Here is a 16246-nt window from a genome sequence, read left to right on the forward strand (position 1 = left end):
TTTACTTCCCTGCCCTTTCGCGGCACCTCGGGTGTGCGACGTGAACGGAGAGACCATGGCCAAGGCTATCATGATTCAGGGGGCAGGCTCGAACGTGGGCAAGTCCATGGTCGTCGCGGGTCTATGCCGCGTGTTTGCGCGCCGAGGCCTGACCGTGCGGCCTTTCAAGCCCCAGAACATGTCGAACAACGCCGCAGTCACGTCAGACGGCGGCGAAATCGGACGAGCGCAAGCGTTGCAGGCGCTCGCTTGCGGAGTTGTACCGCACACCGATATGAATCCCGTGCTGCTCAAGCCCGAAAGCGATGTAGGGGCGCAAGTGATCGTCCAAGGCAAGCGGTTTGCCACGCTGAAAGCCCGCGACTACGCCAAAGCCAAACCGCAGCTTTTGTCGAAAACGTTGGAGAGTTTTCACCGCCTTGCGCAAACTGCCGACTTAATTGTGGTCGAGGGCGCCGGAAGCCCCGCCGAAATCAACCTACGCGCCGGCGACATCGCGAATATGGGCTTCGCCGAGGCTGCGGACATTCCCGTAATCCTTGTCGGCGATATCGACCGCGGCGGCGTCATCGCCCAAATCGTCGGCACCCATGCGGTGCTGCCAAATGGGGACCGAGATCGCATTAAAGCGTTTATGATCAACAAGTTTCGCGGAGATGTCAGCCTGTTCGACGACGGGATGGTCGAGATCGAGAATCGCACGGACTGGGCCGCTTTGGGGGTCCTGCCTTGGTTCGCGGACGCGTGGCAGCTTCCGGCAGAGGATGTGATGGACATCACTTCGACCTCGCGCAGCGGCGACGTCTTGAAGATTGTGGTACCCAAGCTGTCTCGCATTGCGAATTTCGACGACCTTGACCCGCTGGCGATGGAGCCAGGTGTGTCCGTGGAGATTATCGAAGCGGGACGCCCGCTGCCCGGCGATGCCGATCTGGTGCTAATCCCAGGGTCGAAATCGACCATGGGCGATCTGGCATATTTTTGCGCCCAAGGATGGGACATCGACCTGTTCGCGCATGTGCGGCGCGGCGGGCATGTTCTGGGCATCTGCGGCGGTTATCAGATGCTGGGACTCACCATATCTGACCCCGACGGAATAGAAGGCGCGGAAGGCTCTGTGGCGGGTTTGGGTCTTTTGGACGTCGAGACCACCATGGCCCCATTCAAACGGCTCGCGGACGTGCAAGGCCAGCATTTGGCATCAGAGGCGAACGTGTCAGGTTACGAAATCCATATCGGGACGACCGAGGGCGCAGATACACAGCGGCCTTGGTTGCAAATCGACGGTGCGATGGCGGGTGCATCTTCTGCTGATGGCAAGGTGGAAGGATGCTATATCCACGGCCTTTTCACGTCTGACACGTTCCGGCGCGCCTATCTGGAAAAGCTCGGCGGCGCGTCCCAAGTCAACGACTACGGCGCTTCGGTTGAGACCGCGCTGGAAGCGCTGGCAGACCATCTGCAGGCACATCTGGATATTGAAGCGCTGTTCGATCTGGCGCAGGATATCCCTGCCCCGTCGCCTGTCAGCGGCTAGTCGAATTCGCGGGTCAGCAGCGCGCGATGAATTTCACGGCGCACGAGCTTGCGCACATTGCGAGTAATGCGCTCCCCCAATTCACCGGTGAGTTCTTGGCGCACGATTTCTGCTACGAGGTCGCGTAGCGCATCTTCGTCGATCACGCTCTCATCGAAATCACCCAAATCAACCTCTGAGGTTTCTTCTTCATCTGAATTGGGCATCACTGAAGCCGCAGCGGCCGATGCGAATACCACCTCCTCGGCCAGAATGTCAGTGTCTTCGAAATCGTCTTCGTCAGATGCTTCAGAGAGTTCTTCCGCGTCGTCTGCATCGTGATCAATCTCAACCGAGTCATTCGATAATTCGTCGATAGTCTCTGGCTCGTCATCTTCGTCTTCAAGATCGTCGAAGTCATCGCCATCAAAGTTGGCCCAAGGCTCGGGGCTTTCCTGCTCGCTTGCTTCGGACGCTTCTTCGTGCTGGTCCTCGTCGGAAGCAGCCTCTTCCGGATGATCGCCCTCATCGTCGACGGAATGTTCTGAAAGGTCGGTCGCCCAAGCGTCTTCGACCTCAGCAACAGTCTCAGGTTCGACATCTACTTTGCGACTATGGCGAATAAAATCGATGACCGGAGCGCTCTCGGACGTTTCATCATCTTCGTAATAGTCTTCGTTCGCCATCGACGGCCAATCCGCGTGATCCGAAACCGGTGCGGCGTTGTCATCCGCAACCTCTGGCGTGTCGCCGGAAACGCGATGGCGGAAGTTAGGCATCTCTGTATGGGGCGTCTCTGACGGCTGGTCTTTGGTCGGAGAATTAACCCGCAAGGCGGAGGTCAGGATCAGGGCTTCGGCAGGCTTGGCCTCTTCCGGCGCAGGTTCTACAGAATCGGTTGGTTCTGGCTGATCTTCGGTTTTGGAAGCCTCGCGATGCCCTGCATTTGTATCAGACACGAGCCTGCGAATAGAGGACAGGACATCTTCCACATCTACGTTGGTCACCGGATCGGACATATACTCAGCCTCTGCACTTTTTACGTAAGTTACCTGTCGCGTGTCCGCCTGACAACCGATCGTTAGATTGTTCAGTTCTTTTGGTAGCGGTTCAGAATGCGATCAAGCTTTTTACCGGCCTTGGAGCTTGGCACAGGCGCGTTTTTAACGGCGTTGTAATACTCGGCGGGATCATAACGATCCACTTTCAGCTTGAGATTGTCAGCCGTCAGAAGCCCCATTGAGGCAAGAAGCCCGTAAGCAGCGGAATAAACCTGCGTTTCTGAGACGACACGATTCGTCCGCGCGTCAAACAATGCCTGCTCCGCATCAAGCACATCCAGCGTGGTTCGGGAGCCCAGCTTGGCCTCTTCACGCACGCCATCAAATGCAATCTGCGCAGCCCTGATCTGACGGTCCGCCGACAGGACTTGTGCATTGGCCACAGCAAGGCGCGACCATGCATTGGCGACGTTCTGATCGAGCACCAGCGCAGTTTGGTTCAAAACAGCCTTGGAGGCGTGAACCGCAGCCAAAGATTTGCGAACCAAAGCGGACAGCTGACCGCCCTGATAAATTGGCACCGACATGGTCAGACCAACGCTGGAGTTGTTGTTTGTTGTTGAGGAATGAGACAACGCGCCGGAAAAATTGATCGTCGGGCGCGTGCTGGCCTTTGCCGCCGCGTAGTTCAACTCATTGGCGCGTATCTGGTGCTGAACCTGTTCGATCAGAGGACTCACGCGTTTGGCCGTGGCTTTCGCGGCATTTGCCGATTTGGGCAGCTCAGGCAAACGTGAGATACCAGTCAGACCTGACGGCGCCCGCCCTACCGTAACCTTGTAGAGTTCGCGGGTAATAGCCAAATCGCCCTGCGCCGCAACCAAGGCACCTCGCCCTGCGGCCAAACGTGCTTCGGCTTGAGCAACATCCGTGCGCGTCACTTCGCCCACTTCGAAGCGGTCACGCGCGGCGCGCAATTCTTGGGTGATCAGACGCAGGTTGCTGTCGCGCAACTGCACAACGCGTTGATCCCGCAGCACTTGGACATAGGCATTCACGGCGTCCAAGAGCACAGCCTGTTCTTGCTGAGTAAGATCGGAGCGCGCAGCGAGAACAGTTTCCTTTGCAGCCTCTACCGCCAATGCGGATTTGCCCGCGTCCCAAAGCAACAGGTCCAACGTCAGCGAGATCGTCGACGATAGATTATCGCGAACAGTCGCCGGATTGCTTAGGGTAATGGTTGAGCGGCCACTGATTTGCGGAAGCAGGGCCGAGAGCGCAATTGCAACGTCTTCGTCCTCGGCGCGCAAAAGTGCGCGGCTTTGTTCCAACAGGTTTGAATTATTGTAAGCCGCAGTCAGCGCACTCGCGAGCGTTTCAGCAGTTGCTTGAAGCGGAGCGCAAAGCAGGAAAACCCCGACGAGTGCCTTGCCAAAATAACGTCGTTTCATGCAAATCCATCATTTCCTTAAGAGCCTTCGAAATAGCCCTTGTTCATGTACGGGCAACAACGCCCAGCAGATCAGCAGTCAGAGGGAGAACACCGGCTCGGACCCAAAGCCCGGCAGAATCGGCGCGCCAGCGTTGAACGCAAGACTCCAGCTGACTCTCCCGCCAATACTCCGCCCCAACCGGGCTTCGCCAAACGCGCCTTGCGCGAAGATAGCCAAAATGCGACCGCCCTCTTTGAGTTGCGCGACCAGATCATCGGGGATGCGCGACACTGCGCCTTCGATGCAGATCACATCATAAGGCCCGTGTTTCGCGGCACCTTTCGCCAACGGGCCGGTGATCACAACCGCGTTGTCGATCCCCTGCTCGGACAAGGCGGTTTCTGCGTCGCTGGCCAAACTCTCGTCTTCCTCGACTGCAACAACAGCGTCCGCCATATGCGCCAAAATTGCTGCGGAATAACCAGACCCACACCCAATATCGAGCACGACATCGCTCCGCTGGATATCCAATGCGTCAAGCATCTTGGCAAAGGTGCGTGGATCAAGAACGACCCGCCCATTGCCCAGATCGATATTCTCGCCCGCGTAGGCCACATTGCGCTTGCTCTCTGGAACAAAAGCTTCGCGGCGCACTGTCAGCATGGCGTCGATAATCGGGAATTTCGTAACGTCGGAAGGGCGCACTTGCGTGTCGACCATCATCGTCCGGTTTGCAGAGTTGTCGATCATACTAAACTCATTAGTCTAGTTTCAGTTAAAGACGGTTTGACACAGATCCGAGGACCGGGCAACGCCGAAGTAACCCAAGCGGCGGGTTTGACACAAGCTTTAGACGGAGAAGCCGTCGAAAATGCGCAATAACTGTGCGCCATTTCAGAACCTGAGATGTCCCGGACATCAAAGCCAACAACAATTGGTCGCGGCGACATTCCTAAGCTCTTGCACGGCTCCAGGGCTTAGTTTAGAGAAGCAAAAACCATAGGGCGAGTTGGCGGAGTGGTTACGCAGCGGATTGCAAATCCGTGTACACCGGTTCGATTCCGGTACTCGCCTCCAATAAAACCAATGACTTGCGTCATCCTAACTCTCCTTCACTGCCATTTTTGAAACAACCGTTGAAACTTTCACGTTTCGGTCTTGCTTCGTTCCATTTGATTTCTTGCCCCTTGAGCGCGCTTCGCGAGCTCTCTTTGCCGGATCGGCCCACCGTACTTTTTCAGCATCTCAACGCCTGAGTGACCTGTGACAGCCTTGACCATCTCGTCATCACATCCTGCCAGATACAGCTCGATCGTCGCGTTTTTCCTCAGCCCGTGCGTTTTGTAGTAGCTCGCCTTCTCGTGCTTCATATTCCTTTTGATGGTACGCATTTCCTCGGCAACGATACGGTAGCTCACTGGTCGACCCTTCGCGTCGGTCACAAGAGTGCCGTCTGTTCGCGCGATGCCTTCGAGATGGGTTTTCAGTCGGTCGGTAAGCGGGATCCACAACGGCTTGTCGGTTTTACCCTGCGTAAAATCGAAACCTTCATCGGAGAAGTGCTCCCACTTCATCTTCACGACATCGCCAATGCGTTGGCCTGTACCAACGCAAAGCTCGTAAACCAACCGCGCCCTCTTTGAAGCCAGCGCTTCGAACTCGGCACGAACATCGTCTGGCCAAGGCTCCCAGCCGTCGCTCTGCTGCTTAAAGAGCGGGATGCCCTTCGCCGGGTTGCCATGCTCTTTCTTGATAAAGCCAATCAATCGCGCGTGGTTCATCAAGACGACCATGACCTGAACGAGATAGTTGGCTTGCCTCCAATGATCCGCATTGGCGCGGTGCAGTTCGTAAATGTGATGGGTTTCGATCCTGGCCGGGTCTTTCTCGGCCCAAATCTCACGAATGTGGCTGATGTAGCGCCGATAGTCGGATCTCGTCCGGGGCTTCAGCTTCTTGTAGGCGTCACTCTCGTAGTAGCTAAGAATCAGCGCTTCAAAATTGCGCCTCACCGGCGCAGGCGCTGGCTTTCCCTTCAGCAGTCGATTGTAGTGATCCCAAAATTCCGGCGTGCCCGCCTCCTCGTGCATCATGACGGAGATACCACGCGACCGCCGGATGAACCGAAGGTATCCTCTGTCATTGTAGACGTATTTTGGCAGGCTCTTGCGGGTCATTGGCCCATTCTCAAATCACTATTGAGGAAGTCGTCTGCTGCCTCGGCCGCCACCATGTTGGCGTCAACGATGACGCTGCCATCGGGTTTGATCTCGAACTTCGCGCGTTGCCAACCTGCCTCCCGCGCCTCGCGGATAAAGGCCGAGGCCGCTTGTTTCGCTTTCGTCTGTGCACTTGCTTTGGTCATAGTACCAACACCTCTCTAACTGGGTTAACAACGCGCATTATCGCCCTGATCCATAATGATATTTCCAATTGCTCTAGGTGTAGAGCGCCTGTCCTTTGCCGCGCGAATGGCGCGGATCACTTCAGAATTCTGGGAGTTGCCGTTGCGATCGGACTCCGCCTTGATCCACTCTTTGAGCTCTTGTGGAAGCCGAAGCTGCATTGGTTTACGACTGTTCATAAAACGCCTCCAGGTTGAAACCAAAACCTATTAGTGGCACTTAGCCACTATTGCGTCAATCAAATTTTATGGCACAGTGCCACCATGTCAGAACAAAGTGCTCAAAATCAGGACAAGTTCATCGTGCGATTGCCGGATGGCCTTCGTGACCGGATACGGCTTGCGGCCGAGAGCAACCACCGTAGCATGAACGCTGAGGTCGTTGCCCTCCTTGAAGAAAACTACCCCGCGCCAATCCCGGAAAACATCAGCGATCCCGCAGCCCGAATGCTATTCTGGCTCGCCAAACGAATCCGACGGAGAAGCCCGAAACCGGGCTCACCCAGAGACAAGCAAGCCGCCCTTTACGAGCGTATTGCGGGCGATATTTCGGAACGCATGAAGGATATCGGGGAATAGCCTTAGTAGGCCACCCACTCGTATCCATGGTTGCCTTCGTGATCTTCCCATTCAACGCCGACCCCGCGACGCCAATTCGATGACGAACACCGTCGCGACGGCAGCACCCATTGCGGGGCCGCTGCTGGTGTCGTTCGTTGCCAGCTAAACTCACCCTGCGTGCCATAGGTCCCGAGGCGCATATTGTAACTCTCAGAGCAATCATCGTCGCGACCGCGTTCGCGATGACTGTAATGCCGCACATCCCAAACGCGGATCGAGCGCACAAAATCGAATTCAAAGCCACTAATGTCTATATCAGCACCATCTTCCACTACCTGTGTCAGAATGACTTGGCCGAGCGTCCGATCTGTTTGGTTGCTGGCTTCCCAGACTATAGTGGCCATGCTCTGCAATGGTGCGCGCTTAGAAACACCCATAGGACAACGCCAGATTTGCAGAGGCGGCTCGATCGGCCAGGGCGTGATCCGTCGGATGAACACGGCGCGGGCATGGGCGCATTCTGTTGACGCGGGCCACCCACCGGCAAGGCAAAGCAGAATGGCGCAGTCAACCTGATAGGCTTTTACCGCTTGTGGAGCCACGGTTGAAATCAAAGCCAAAGCAGCTCCGGCAGTCCAATTCCTGATAAGTTTGCACCACATGTCAATAATTGCCTTTTGATTACATTACTGCATTATTGGCATCCTACCGCCACCCCCCGCTTCTACACCATATGCGAGCATGTTCTTTATGAGGCTCGCGCGCGTTTTGTGGAATATATTCCGTAGAGCGGTTCTTGTGATCTGGCCGAATACAGGTCATGAAATTGCGGGAAAAAGTCGGGTTAAATATCCGGAATCTTAGAAATTTCAGAGGGTTGAGCCAAGAACAATTAGCGTTAGCTGCCGACCTGGATCGCAGCTACATCAGCGAGATCGAACTCGCGAAAAATTCAGCATCAATCGATGTTCTGGAGCGGATTGCCGATGCACTCGACATCGCTCCCAAGGAACTGTTTAACGAGAGGGGCTAGTTTTGCCCGAACTTGAAAGTATTCGCTCAACGGCCGAAGCGATCGGTCGCATTACATGTGTTAAGACTGGCGAAGAAATCGGTCTGCTGTATCAGTGGGATAACGGCGAGACGCAAACAGCGTTGTATCGTGATTGCCTTCCTGAAACGCTGAACTGCTCAGATCAACCAACGGATACTCACTTTGATTGGCAGCGCGACTAGAGAGCGGAATTTACACAATTTCAAAAGTACCAGCCTACCGCGAACTCCCAGTCATCGCTGTCTCTTTAATGTTGATGAAGCTCGAGCCCATCAAGCGGTGAAATATCGAGAGCCAGACGTGAGCGTTTTCGCCGCCACCTGCAGCAGTCCATGCAACGATCTGTACCAAGCGATATCCTGCTCGAAAAAAAGCATTTTCCTTAGAGGTGCAGCCCCACAATCTCCTGGGCAAGGGCCGCTTGCTTGCAAGGGCGTTCCAGCAAGAGGTCAAACTCGTTTTCCAGCAGTTTGGCCTCTAAAGAACTTTCGCCTGGGAATACGTGCATTATCTCGGTCAAACGCCAACTAAGATTGACGGCCGACCAAACGCGACGAAGTGCTGTTTGACTATACTCTTCTAGCATCGTTGGATCTTTGTGATTATACGCTGCGTCAAGCGCGCGATGTAGATAGTAGACATCCGAAACGGCTAAGTTTAGCCCTTTGGCTCCGGTAGGAGGTACGATGTGGGCTGCGTCTCCAGCAAGGAAAAGGCGACCATACTGCATCGGTTCTGAGATATAGCTGCGCAGCGGCACGATTGATTTCTCGATACTAGGGCCGGTTGTCACATGACTATGATAAGTCTTTGGGAGTCGGCGGAAGATAGTTTTCCAGAAGCGATCATCGGACCAATCTTCCACTGCGTCTTTCACTGGCACCTGTACATAATACCTGCTCAGCTGTGGCGTCCGTTTCGAGGCCAAAAGGAAACCTTCAGAATGGCGGGCATAAAAAAGTTGCGGCATAGGCGGGACGTCGGCCAGGACCGCAAGCCATCCAAACGGATATTCTCTGACCCATTCTCTCCGGAGATTCTTGGGGATGGTATTCCGGCAGACACTGTAAGATCCATCACATCCAACAACAAACTCACTATCGACTCGGTATCGTTGACCGTTCTTGGTGAAGGTTGTGAAAGGCTTCAATAAGAGGTCTTGTGGCCGTACATCTGACACATCGTCAAACAATTGGCGACCGGCACGGTCATGGCTGTCATAAAGCTCTTCTGTCAGCGCGGTTTGTCCAAAAGCCGTAAGCCATCGGCCGGTAAACGCCTTCAGATCCAAAACTAGCGTTTCCTTACCTTCATAACCATAGTGAACTTTTTCTTGAACCACGGCTTCGCGATCTAGGCGATCAGCCAACCCAGCCTGCCTAAGGACGTCGACAGTGCCAGCTTCAAGCATGCCTGCACGAATGCGACCAAGAACATGCGACCTTGTCTTACGTTCAATGACGATAGACTTTATTCCCGATTTGCCGAGCAAATGCGACAGGAGCATCCCGGCAGGGCCTCCACCTATAATGGTTACATCCGTTTTGAGTATCTGCGTCATGGCTCCAAGAAATTTCCAGGTTTTCAGGCGCTATTGCCAAATGCGGCTCTTCGTTTGGCTCTGCCTGAAAGCCAAGGCAATAACGCACTCCACACATTCGGTGAAAATGCGAAGTATAGAAAGTTAAGCCACCCCACTATCTCACAAGAAAATTCGCAAGAATAGGAAGGTTCAGCTGATCTCGGCAAAATCAGTTGGCTGAACCTGAAGGATCCAAAGTTGGTCATCGTCAATACACCACTCTACGGAACAATCACCAAAGGCTAAAAACAGCGAAGTAAAACTGCTGCTCATTTGGGGAACGTATGACGCAAATGAGACTCGCTCAACCAATAGCAAACCTTCTTCCTCACACCAAAACTCATCCCAATCGTCCGTTTCTATTGCGGCGGGTATCTTAACAAACTCTCCGTGAGCTTCGCCTGACATAAGCGGAGCTAAGTCCCCTTGGATAATCCAAGAATTAACCCCCTCTTTTCGTGACATTCGAGAGTAGCCAGAAAGGCTTGGTTGAATTTCCTTTTGAAAAAGCACTGTTGAACTTACATCGGAGCGCTGCTTTGGGTTGTTTGCAGTTTGCTCGGTTAATTTGTGGAGAGCCTCTAGTATCTCGAGTGACACGGCCGACTGATGCCGTATTGTCTGAAAGTGGCCACTAACGGTTTCGGCTAACTCCGGCGAGATCAACTCTGACGATCTAATTGTGATCAAACCATCTATCGACAGCAGCCAAGGAACCAGTTGCTTTTCAAAAATGCTTTTGGTCGTATCGAACCTACCGGCTTCGATCAGCTTTAAGATCTTGACGTCTACAGCCAAAGCATTTGGTACCGGCACCCCCATGGACAAACACTTCGAAAGGTTCGTCGCCTTGGCTCCGAACCTGCGCCAGCTCCCGGCGCTTTTAATGATATCCTCCAAAGCTACTAAGTAGCTATCCTCTTCCGTTGGCATTTGACGCTACCTCCGCAACAAAACTTGCTATTTCAGGAATATCCAGGACATTTCTATTTCTCTTCAATGATTGCAATGACGGGAAAAAGCACCTAAGCAGCCATGATATGCGCGAATAAAGGCATTTGTTCATAAGAAACCGTCGCTCTTTCGCAACGAAAAATCGCACAGCATACAAGAACAAGTCCTCGAACTGTTCTTGGTGCTCACGGCTTGTAAAATCTTCTTCTAAGAAATTCTCCTTCAACCATGCATTACCGAGTTTCTGCGAGCTAAACGTTTCTTCCAACAGGCTTAATTGCGGCAATGAGGTAATCGGATCGGCGGAGAACGCGCCCTTCTCTACGCGTGGAAACTCCCGCCTTTCGACAAAGTGCCCCACAACCTGAGACGATTGGAGAAGTTTATCCACAACTGCCGTCTTCATCTTTGGAGAACAAGCTGCCGCTTGCCGCGCAACATTCTCCAGCAGGTAATCGTAAGTGTCATGAAGAAAGAAGAACTCTGTGTAATATTGCTTTGCCGCAGATACCAAGATGTTCAACTGCTCTTTGGCATCTTCAATGCGCAGATCGCCAGAAGGCAGACTATTATCAAATTCAACAAGGAGACGGAGAATGCGATCGTAAAGCTCTACGACACGATCAAGGTGCAGTTGCCCCAACTTCGGCTCTGCGACTATTGATCTAAGCGTAGCAACCGAGGGAGCGTTTTGGTACCAAACTCGACCATCTGGCGCATGAGAGGCACGTGCAGACGGATAGCCTAAATTTCGGAGGGATATCTCACATGAAGGATGTCGAATTTGATACTCCCCGGCGCCCATCCTTCTCCTGGGAAGATAGCATACACCTTTGGCTTCCAACTCCGAAAAGCTATGCTGTGATTCAACCAAGGATTGCTCTTGAACACCAATATAGTCACCTATGGATCGACCTAGTTCGTCCTGAAAGATGAGGTTACCATCTTCCCAACTCACACACCTCATCCTTTCAACAATCGCAGCCCAGTACTCGTGCGAAAAATTAGTAGCGCAAATACCATCCAACTGCCTGTTCTTTGTGGCGGCGAGGAAGTACACTGCTCCGTGACTTGCCATCCCTCCGGTTTTACACAGGAGAATGAATTTTTGACGCCCGATTACTCCACTTACGGTTTCGGGCGTTAGTTTCTCTTCGAAGACAACATCCGCCCTTGAAAACACATGATCATCTTTCTTGACGCCATTAGCGTGATTGCTGCCTAGGACGAAACTCGGACCCCGAAATCTAACCTTCATTTGTCGGCAGGTCCTCTCGTTTCTCTAGCGATTCAGCAATGGTTCTAACCTTATTTGATGAAGCCGCTCCCCAAGTCTCGGTAAGGTCCAGTAAGTAGTCTGCCAATAGGGCCGCTTCACCAATGCCTAGCGCTATGGAATTAGCGTCAAGCAACCTGACTTCATCTTTGGTTCTGATTTTCTTTGACTTAGCAAGAATACGGTTATGCCGAACTTCGGTCGGGGCAAAGCAAAAGACGACCGCAAAACGATCAACCCGCTCTCTAAAATACTCGATCTCAGCCATACTTCGGATGCCGTCTACAACCACTCTGGTTCTGGCATCTGAACTGATCTGCCCCCAAATTGCCGCTGCTATTGCAGCTTCACCGTGCGCATCACGAATACTGAATGACTTCTGCTTCATTGATGCAGGAGAAACAGCAATGCCTTCGGAAGCTAGTGCGCCTTTGATCACCGAACTCATCTCATAGCTCTTGTAACCCAATATGGCAAACGCGTCAGAAACCCGAAATTTCCCGACACCTGGCATTCCAACCAAGGCGATAACCTGCTCAGTCATGGCTTAATGATACCCAAGCGTCGACATCTTCGAGTGAGTCGATGTCGATGGTGGGGCCCCCAGCTATGGCCGTTATGTCGATACTTACATTTTCGACTAAGTGGCTCATAAGATCGCTTAGAGAAGTAATGTCACTGGCTGATTCAGGAATAGAAAAGTCACTTCGAACGGCGCGTAAATTTCCAAAAACCAACCCAGTTGGAGGGATCCGCTTTCCATACCTTACCACCAAATCGTCATCGCCTAAGCCTACCCAAATCGGCCTATCGTCTGATATCAACTCAGATACCAGAAGGCACATTTGCGACGATGCCAATTTAGAGGAGGAAGCCTCCACGAAATCTTCGAAAGCTGAATCTGCAATCAACAAGTCACTTGCTAGGATCAAATGGTCCGTTCCACATAGACTGTTCTGCAGGGCAACGAAGGACTCGAAGGCCGCTTTGGTGTCCTTTTCGACTACAACTATATCGTCGAAACCCTGAACTTTTTCCAAATAATCACCCAACTCATCATCATTGATTCGTTTTGTAACCACCAAGCGCTTCACACCAACTTTGAGCAAGTAGTCGATTGAATGTTGTATAAGTGGCTTGCCAAGCACGGGAAACATTGGCTTCGAATGCTGTCCGCCAGTTAGACGCATCCCTCTTCCAGCTGCCATAATTCCAGCGGATTCAAATCGCCTCTGCAAGTGCGCTCCTAATTTTCTTTCTAACTTCGATATCAACCAACGGATGTTTCATTGAAACCAACTTTGGGTAACTTTCGTCGCGCCAGTCTTCGCCTTCGAAGTGAACTCCTTCAGGGTATCGAGGAATCATATGGAAGTGTAGATGCGGATCCTTCATCATCAAAGCAAGATAATTGAACTGCTTAGCTCCGAAAGCTCGGCCGCAAAGTCCTTCGTACTTCGAGTAGACGCGCTGTAAATCTTCGCATTCATCAGCAGATAGATCCGAAAAACTACTGATTTGACGCTTACAGATCGCGACACAGCTTCCTAGTGTGATTTGCTTGTGCCTTACGACCACCATCCAGAAGTTGGTCTCAAAGACTTTCATCTGCTCAGCATCAAACTTCTCAAATATGTCATCGCTTTCCATAGTAACTTCCTCATCCTTCCAAGTTCGCTATCTCGTGCTTCAGAAATTCAACTACATCCTTGTTGCTCCTCATTGTCGGCTCGGCCATGGACCAAAGGTAGTCGAACTCTTGCTGAAATGCTTCAACTGCGCGATTGTCCGTGACAAACATTGAGTTGATCCGGTGTAAATCCGCAGCACCCACAGCCTCGTGCATGACAACAGATTTATCGTCATAAATGGAATAACGAAATGGCAATCGGCTGCGCGTCAATCCCAGGCTGTAGCGCCCATCAAATTCCTCGAGCACTTGTATTAAATTCTCAACTTGAGAAATTATGAAACTTTTCGATATCTGGTCCACTCCGGCATGTGTAGGTTCTCGAAGATGAGCCAAGAAACCGTCCAAAGAACACAGCTCTCGCTGCTCGAACCTTCCATCTCTAAGTCGCGTCATAAAGCTATCACGTCGAGACAATTGTGAATTCACATAGGTCTGGTACTGCTTAGAATTCTCTCCGTATCTCGCTGAAGCGATATAACGGATGTGTTCTTCGCTTTTGAAGACAATACTGATGCGCTTTACTATTTTGTCGACTTGACGAGCATGCTCTTCGACCGCAGCGACCTTGGAATGGTAGTCATTCGCGCGAGAAACAACTTCTATGCCTTTCGGTGCATTCCAATCCTCTGCAAAGGACTTTCGAATGTACGCACCTATTGAGGCCGTGATGCCCTCCGATCGAGGATCGGATTTAGAGACCTTCCACAACGGCTTCTCAACTTCGGTTGCACCGCCGAATGCAAAAAAATAGTAATTACCCAGTCCAAAAGCCAGCATCGGCAGTTCTTCATTTGAATAGTGTACACGAGCATTGGGATCCTCGAGTATAGTCGAAAGCTGAGATTCTAGAATAGATTTGAAATTTTCCCTTACCACAATTTCAACAGGAGATCTTGCTAGACTAAGTGCCTTAACAATCGACCGTCGGAAACCTGCTGAAGATGAAATTAGGCCCTCTCCCGGTCCACCAAAAATTAAAGTCTTTGTTCCGTCGTCTGTTATCAAGCTTTCTATTTCATTCCAAAGAGCCGCTTCTTTTACATCGTCAAAGCGACTCAGGCCGAAGCTTGACAACTGATATGCTACCCGCTCTTCCCTGGCCGCTTTTCTTGAGTTAATAGATGCGTGCCGCCATACCAAGTAAGGGATCAACACTAGCATTGCTGCCCAAAAATGATCGTCTTTTGGGTGGAAAAACAGACCGAAGGCCCAGCTCGCAGGCACCGCCAAAAAGAACATACCAAGTTCCTTGATTCGCCCTTGCGAAAACAACATCGGCAAACCCGCCAAAAATAGCGAAATCATGATTCCCCAGGTGAAAGAAGAGTCGTAAGTTAGGAAGTTAGCGTTCATAATTTAGTCGTTGCTCCTCGCAATTAGTTTGGGCTCTAGGTCTTTTAGGAACGCGTTATGTTGACGGCACATTGAAAGTGTCAATTTCTTGAACTCGGAAGCGGCCGTTATTCTTGCGCCTGTTTCAAACTCTGCACCCCCCCCATTTATCTCCAAGATATCTTTTGCAACGGCTTCCATGGCCTGTATTATTACTGAAGCGGCTCCCGTTGATCGGAACTGAAGCTTAACTCGGTTGTGCGCGATTGAAGCAATTGCAGCCCTATCGGCCAAACTATTGAGCTTGAAAACCTGGGTTGGCGTGCTCGACACTAGGCGGATGCGGCGATAGTAACGAGTCAAGTGCTGCGTGAGCTTGTCGTGTTCGATCACTGGCCCAAGCGAACTCTGTGCCAAATCAATTAGCGTCCTCAGAAGTGCAGAAAGAGAAGTGCGAAACTCCGCCTGATTTTCGTGCGCCCACCTGAGTATTTGACTTGGGAAGGGGTAACCCTTTGTCCAGAGCCGCCTATAGTTGTCAAACCGGATCATTGGTGATGCCAAACAGAACTCACCGGGGTGGGTTGAAAACGCTGACTGCATCATTGCAGTGGTTGCCGCCGGATAGCTTCTTGTTGGCCTATCGCAACGCCAAGAGCTGTCTACAAAGCAAAATGCAAAACGTTCTCCGTGCGCGTCTCTAAATGGGTCAAAAATGTCGGCGCTTGTCTGACCATCTTCAGAATATAGTTTGTTTTCCCGTACGTAGAACCGTTTGTTCAAAAATTGCCGCAACGAATGACTGTTAACATTTACATATATCTTCAACTTTGTGGGATTGTTGGCTTCAAAGCTTAAACGTCTAACTGCAGCGTGAGATGCTAATGCTTCATGGCGAACGAAGACTAGGTTAGGCAGGAATTCCAAACAGTATTGCTCGACTTCTTGCGAAAAATATTCGCACCAAATAGCGCTCTCTCGGCTCCTTAGCCCCTCTTGATACTCTGCAAGCCTGTACACGTTACCCCCACAGCTACTTGTTGCTAGAGAAGCAGCTAAATCTGTAGAAAATCAAGGGCTATGATCGCATGCCCAAAAGAATCCCATCGGTGATGATATACGCTTCATCAGCCTCAAAGCTCTTGCTATGCCAATCCTAAACTCCTAGGCCACCGTTTGGCTTCTTGGTGTTTTCCCGTCGCTTTCTACACGGACGGTGTTCTCTATCCATCTGCAATGATGCCGAAATGGACTGCCTGTTTTCGATCCGCAGTCAACTTCCTGCGGCGAACACTGCTAGAGTGCGCACCGGTATCCGTCATCACCATCAAATAACAATCGCCTAGTCAAACGATGGATTTCTTTACCGTGAGAATAGGTGTCATTTATCAAAGCTGCCTAGAATCTTCAAAACGCGCGCATATTCTCCATTGACCTCGC

Annotated in this window: 19 protein-coding genes and 1 tRNA gene; 5 read left to right on the forward strand and 15 right to left on the reverse strand. The window is 51.7% G+C overall.

What is annotated here, in order from left to right; all coding sequences use genetic code 11:
- Positions 1-55: 55 nt before the first annotated feature.
- Complete coding sequence (locus BM352_RS16360; RefSeq protein WP_090218995.1) at positions 56-1537, forward strand: cobyric acid synthase; 1482 nt, start codon at positions 56-58, stop codon at positions 1535-1537.
- Here BM352_RS16360 and BM352_RS16365 read toward each other — a convergent pair.
- From BM352_RS16365 to BM352_RS16375, 3 genes are all read right to left on the reverse strand, one after another.
- The gene (locus BM352_RS16365) at positions 1534-2535 is read right to left on the reverse strand and encodes a hypothetical protein (protein WP_090218997.1); all 1002 of its coding nucleotides are present in this window, start codon (positions 2533-2535) and stop codon (positions 1534-1536) included. The two genes, BM352_RS16360 and BM352_RS16365, sit on opposite strands and share 4 nt — an antisense overlap.
- Positions 2536-2606: 71 nt before the next feature.
- Positions 2607-3968 carry a TolC family outer membrane protein gene (locus tag BM352_RS16370; protein WP_090218999.1) on the reverse strand — a complete coding sequence of 454 codons (1362 nt, stop codon included), beginning with the start codon at positions 3966-3968 and terminating at the stop codon, positions 2607-2609.
- A 78-nt stretch (positions 3969-4046) separates the two neighbouring features.
- On the reverse strand, positions 4047-4700 hold the full coding sequence (locus tag BM352_RS16375) for a protein-L-isoaspartate O-methyltransferase family protein (RefSeq protein WP_090219001.1): 654 nt from the start codon (positions 4698-4700) through the stop codon (positions 4047-4049).
- Between the two features lie 253 nt (positions 4701-4953).
- On the opposite strand from BM352_RS16375, the gene BM352_RS16380 reads away from it, so the two are divergent.
- Positions 4954-5027 (forward strand) — tRNA-Cys (locus tag BM352_RS16380).
- A gap of 68 nt (positions 5028-5095) precedes the next feature.
- On the opposite strand, the gene BM352_RS16385 is transcribed toward BM352_RS16380, so the two are convergent.
- Genes BM352_RS16385 through BM352_RS16395 form a run of 3 tightly spaced genes read right to left on the reverse strand, consistent with a single transcriptional unit; the run spans position 5096 to position 6534 of the window.
- Entirely contained in the window at positions 5096-6127 is a 1032-nt protein-coding gene (locus BM352_RS16385; RefSeq protein ID WP_090219003.1) for a site-specific integrase, read from the reverse strand.
- Positions 6124-6315, reverse strand: coding sequence for a hypothetical protein (locus BM352_RS16390; protein WP_090219006.1), 192 nt, complete (start codon positions 6313-6315; stop codon positions 6124-6126). The genes BM352_RS16385 and BM352_RS16390 overlap by 4 nt, the downstream gene beginning before the upstream one ends.
- 24 nt (positions 6316-6339) lie before the next feature.
- On the reverse strand, positions 6340-6534 hold the full coding sequence (locus BM352_RS16395) for an Arc family DNA-binding protein (RefSeq protein ID WP_090219008.1): 195 nt from the start codon (positions 6532-6534) through the stop codon (positions 6340-6342).
- Positions 6535-6618: 84 nt separating this feature from the next.
- Between BM352_RS16395 and BM352_RS16400 the strand changes: the two genes are divergently transcribed.
- Positions 6619-6933 carry an Arc family DNA-binding protein gene (locus tag BM352_RS16400; RefSeq protein WP_090219010.1) on the forward strand — a complete coding sequence of 105 codons (315 nt, stop codon included), beginning with the start codon at positions 6619-6621 and terminating at the stop codon, positions 6931-6933.
- Between the two features lie 2 nt (positions 6934-6935).
- On the opposite strand, the gene BM352_RS19180 is transcribed toward BM352_RS16400, so the two are convergent.
- Entirely contained in the window at positions 6936-7319 is a 384-nt protein-coding gene (locus BM352_RS19180) for a hypothetical protein (protein WP_245781009.1), read from the reverse strand.
- Between the two features lie 416 nt (positions 7320-7735).
- On the opposite strand from BM352_RS19180, the gene BM352_RS16410 reads away from it, so the two are divergent.
- Positions 7736-7948, forward strand: coding sequence for a helix-turn-helix domain-containing protein (locus tag BM352_RS16410; protein WP_090219016.1), 213 nt, complete (start codon positions 7736-7738; stop codon positions 7946-7948).
- A gap of 2 nt (positions 7949-7950) precedes the next feature.
- Positions 7951-8151 (forward strand): hypothetical protein, encoded by a 201-nt coding sequence (locus BM352_RS16415; protein ID WP_090219018.1) that lies wholly within the window; start codon positions 7951-7953, stop codon positions 8149-8151.
- A 200-nt stretch (positions 8152-8351) separates the two neighbouring features.
- Here the strand turns inward: BM352_RS16415 and BM352_RS16420 are convergent, their stop codons facing one another.
- From BM352_RS16420 to BM352_RS18835, 8 genes are all read right to left on the reverse strand, one after another.
- Positions 8352-9530: a 4-hydroxybenzoate 3-monooxygenase gene (locus BM352_RS16420; protein WP_090219021.1), complete on the reverse strand. Its 1179-nt coding sequence runs from the start codon at positions 9528-9530 to the stop codon at positions 8352-8354.
- A gap of 171 nt (positions 9531-9701) precedes the next feature.
- On the reverse strand, positions 9702-10484 hold the full coding sequence (locus tag BM352_RS16425; RefSeq protein WP_090219024.1) for a hypothetical protein: 783 nt from the start codon (positions 10482-10484) through the stop codon (positions 9702-9704).
- The gene (locus BM352_RS16430) at positions 10465-11763 is read right to left on the reverse strand and encodes a hypothetical protein (protein WP_090219025.1); all 1299 of its coding nucleotides are present in this window, start codon (positions 11761-11763) and stop codon (positions 10465-10467) included. Before BM352_RS16430 ends, BM352_RS16425 begins: the two co-directional genes overlap by 20 nt.
- Positions 11753-12325, reverse strand: a complete 573-nt coding sequence (locus BM352_RS16435) for a nucleoside/nucleotide kinase family protein (RefSeq protein WP_090219028.1) — start codon at positions 12323-12325, stop codon at positions 11753-11755. Before BM352_RS16435 ends, BM352_RS16430 begins: the two co-directional genes overlap by 11 nt.
- Complete coding sequence (locus BM352_RS16440) at positions 12318-12989, reverse strand: sugar phosphate nucleotidyltransferase (RefSeq protein WP_139229856.1); 672 nt, start codon at positions 12987-12989, stop codon at positions 12318-12320. Before BM352_RS16440 ends, BM352_RS16435 begins: the two co-directional genes overlap by 8 nt.
- Positions 12990-13002: 13 nt before the next feature.
- Positions 13003-13431 carry an HIT family protein gene (locus tag BM352_RS16445; RefSeq protein ID WP_090219034.1) on the reverse strand — a complete coding sequence of 143 codons (429 nt, stop codon included), beginning with the start codon at positions 13429-13431 and terminating at the stop codon, positions 13003-13005.
- 10 nt (positions 13432-13441) lie between these two features.
- Positions 13442-14827: a hypothetical protein gene (locus BM352_RS16450; protein WP_090219036.1), complete on the reverse strand. Its 1386-nt coding sequence runs from the start codon at positions 14825-14827 to the stop codon at positions 13442-13444.
- A 3-nt stretch (positions 14828-14830) separates the two neighbouring features.
- Positions 14831-15826: a hypothetical protein gene (locus BM352_RS18835; protein ID WP_139229857.1), complete on the reverse strand. Its 996-nt coding sequence runs from the start codon at positions 15824-15826 to the stop codon at positions 14831-14833.
- Positions 15827-16246: the final 420 nt, after the last annotated feature.

The sequence above is a fragment of the Litoreibacter janthinus genome (assembly GCF_900111945.1).
Taxonomy (GTDB): domain Bacteria; phylum Pseudomonadota; class Alphaproteobacteria; order Rhodobacterales; family Rhodobacteraceae; genus Litoreibacter; species Litoreibacter janthinus.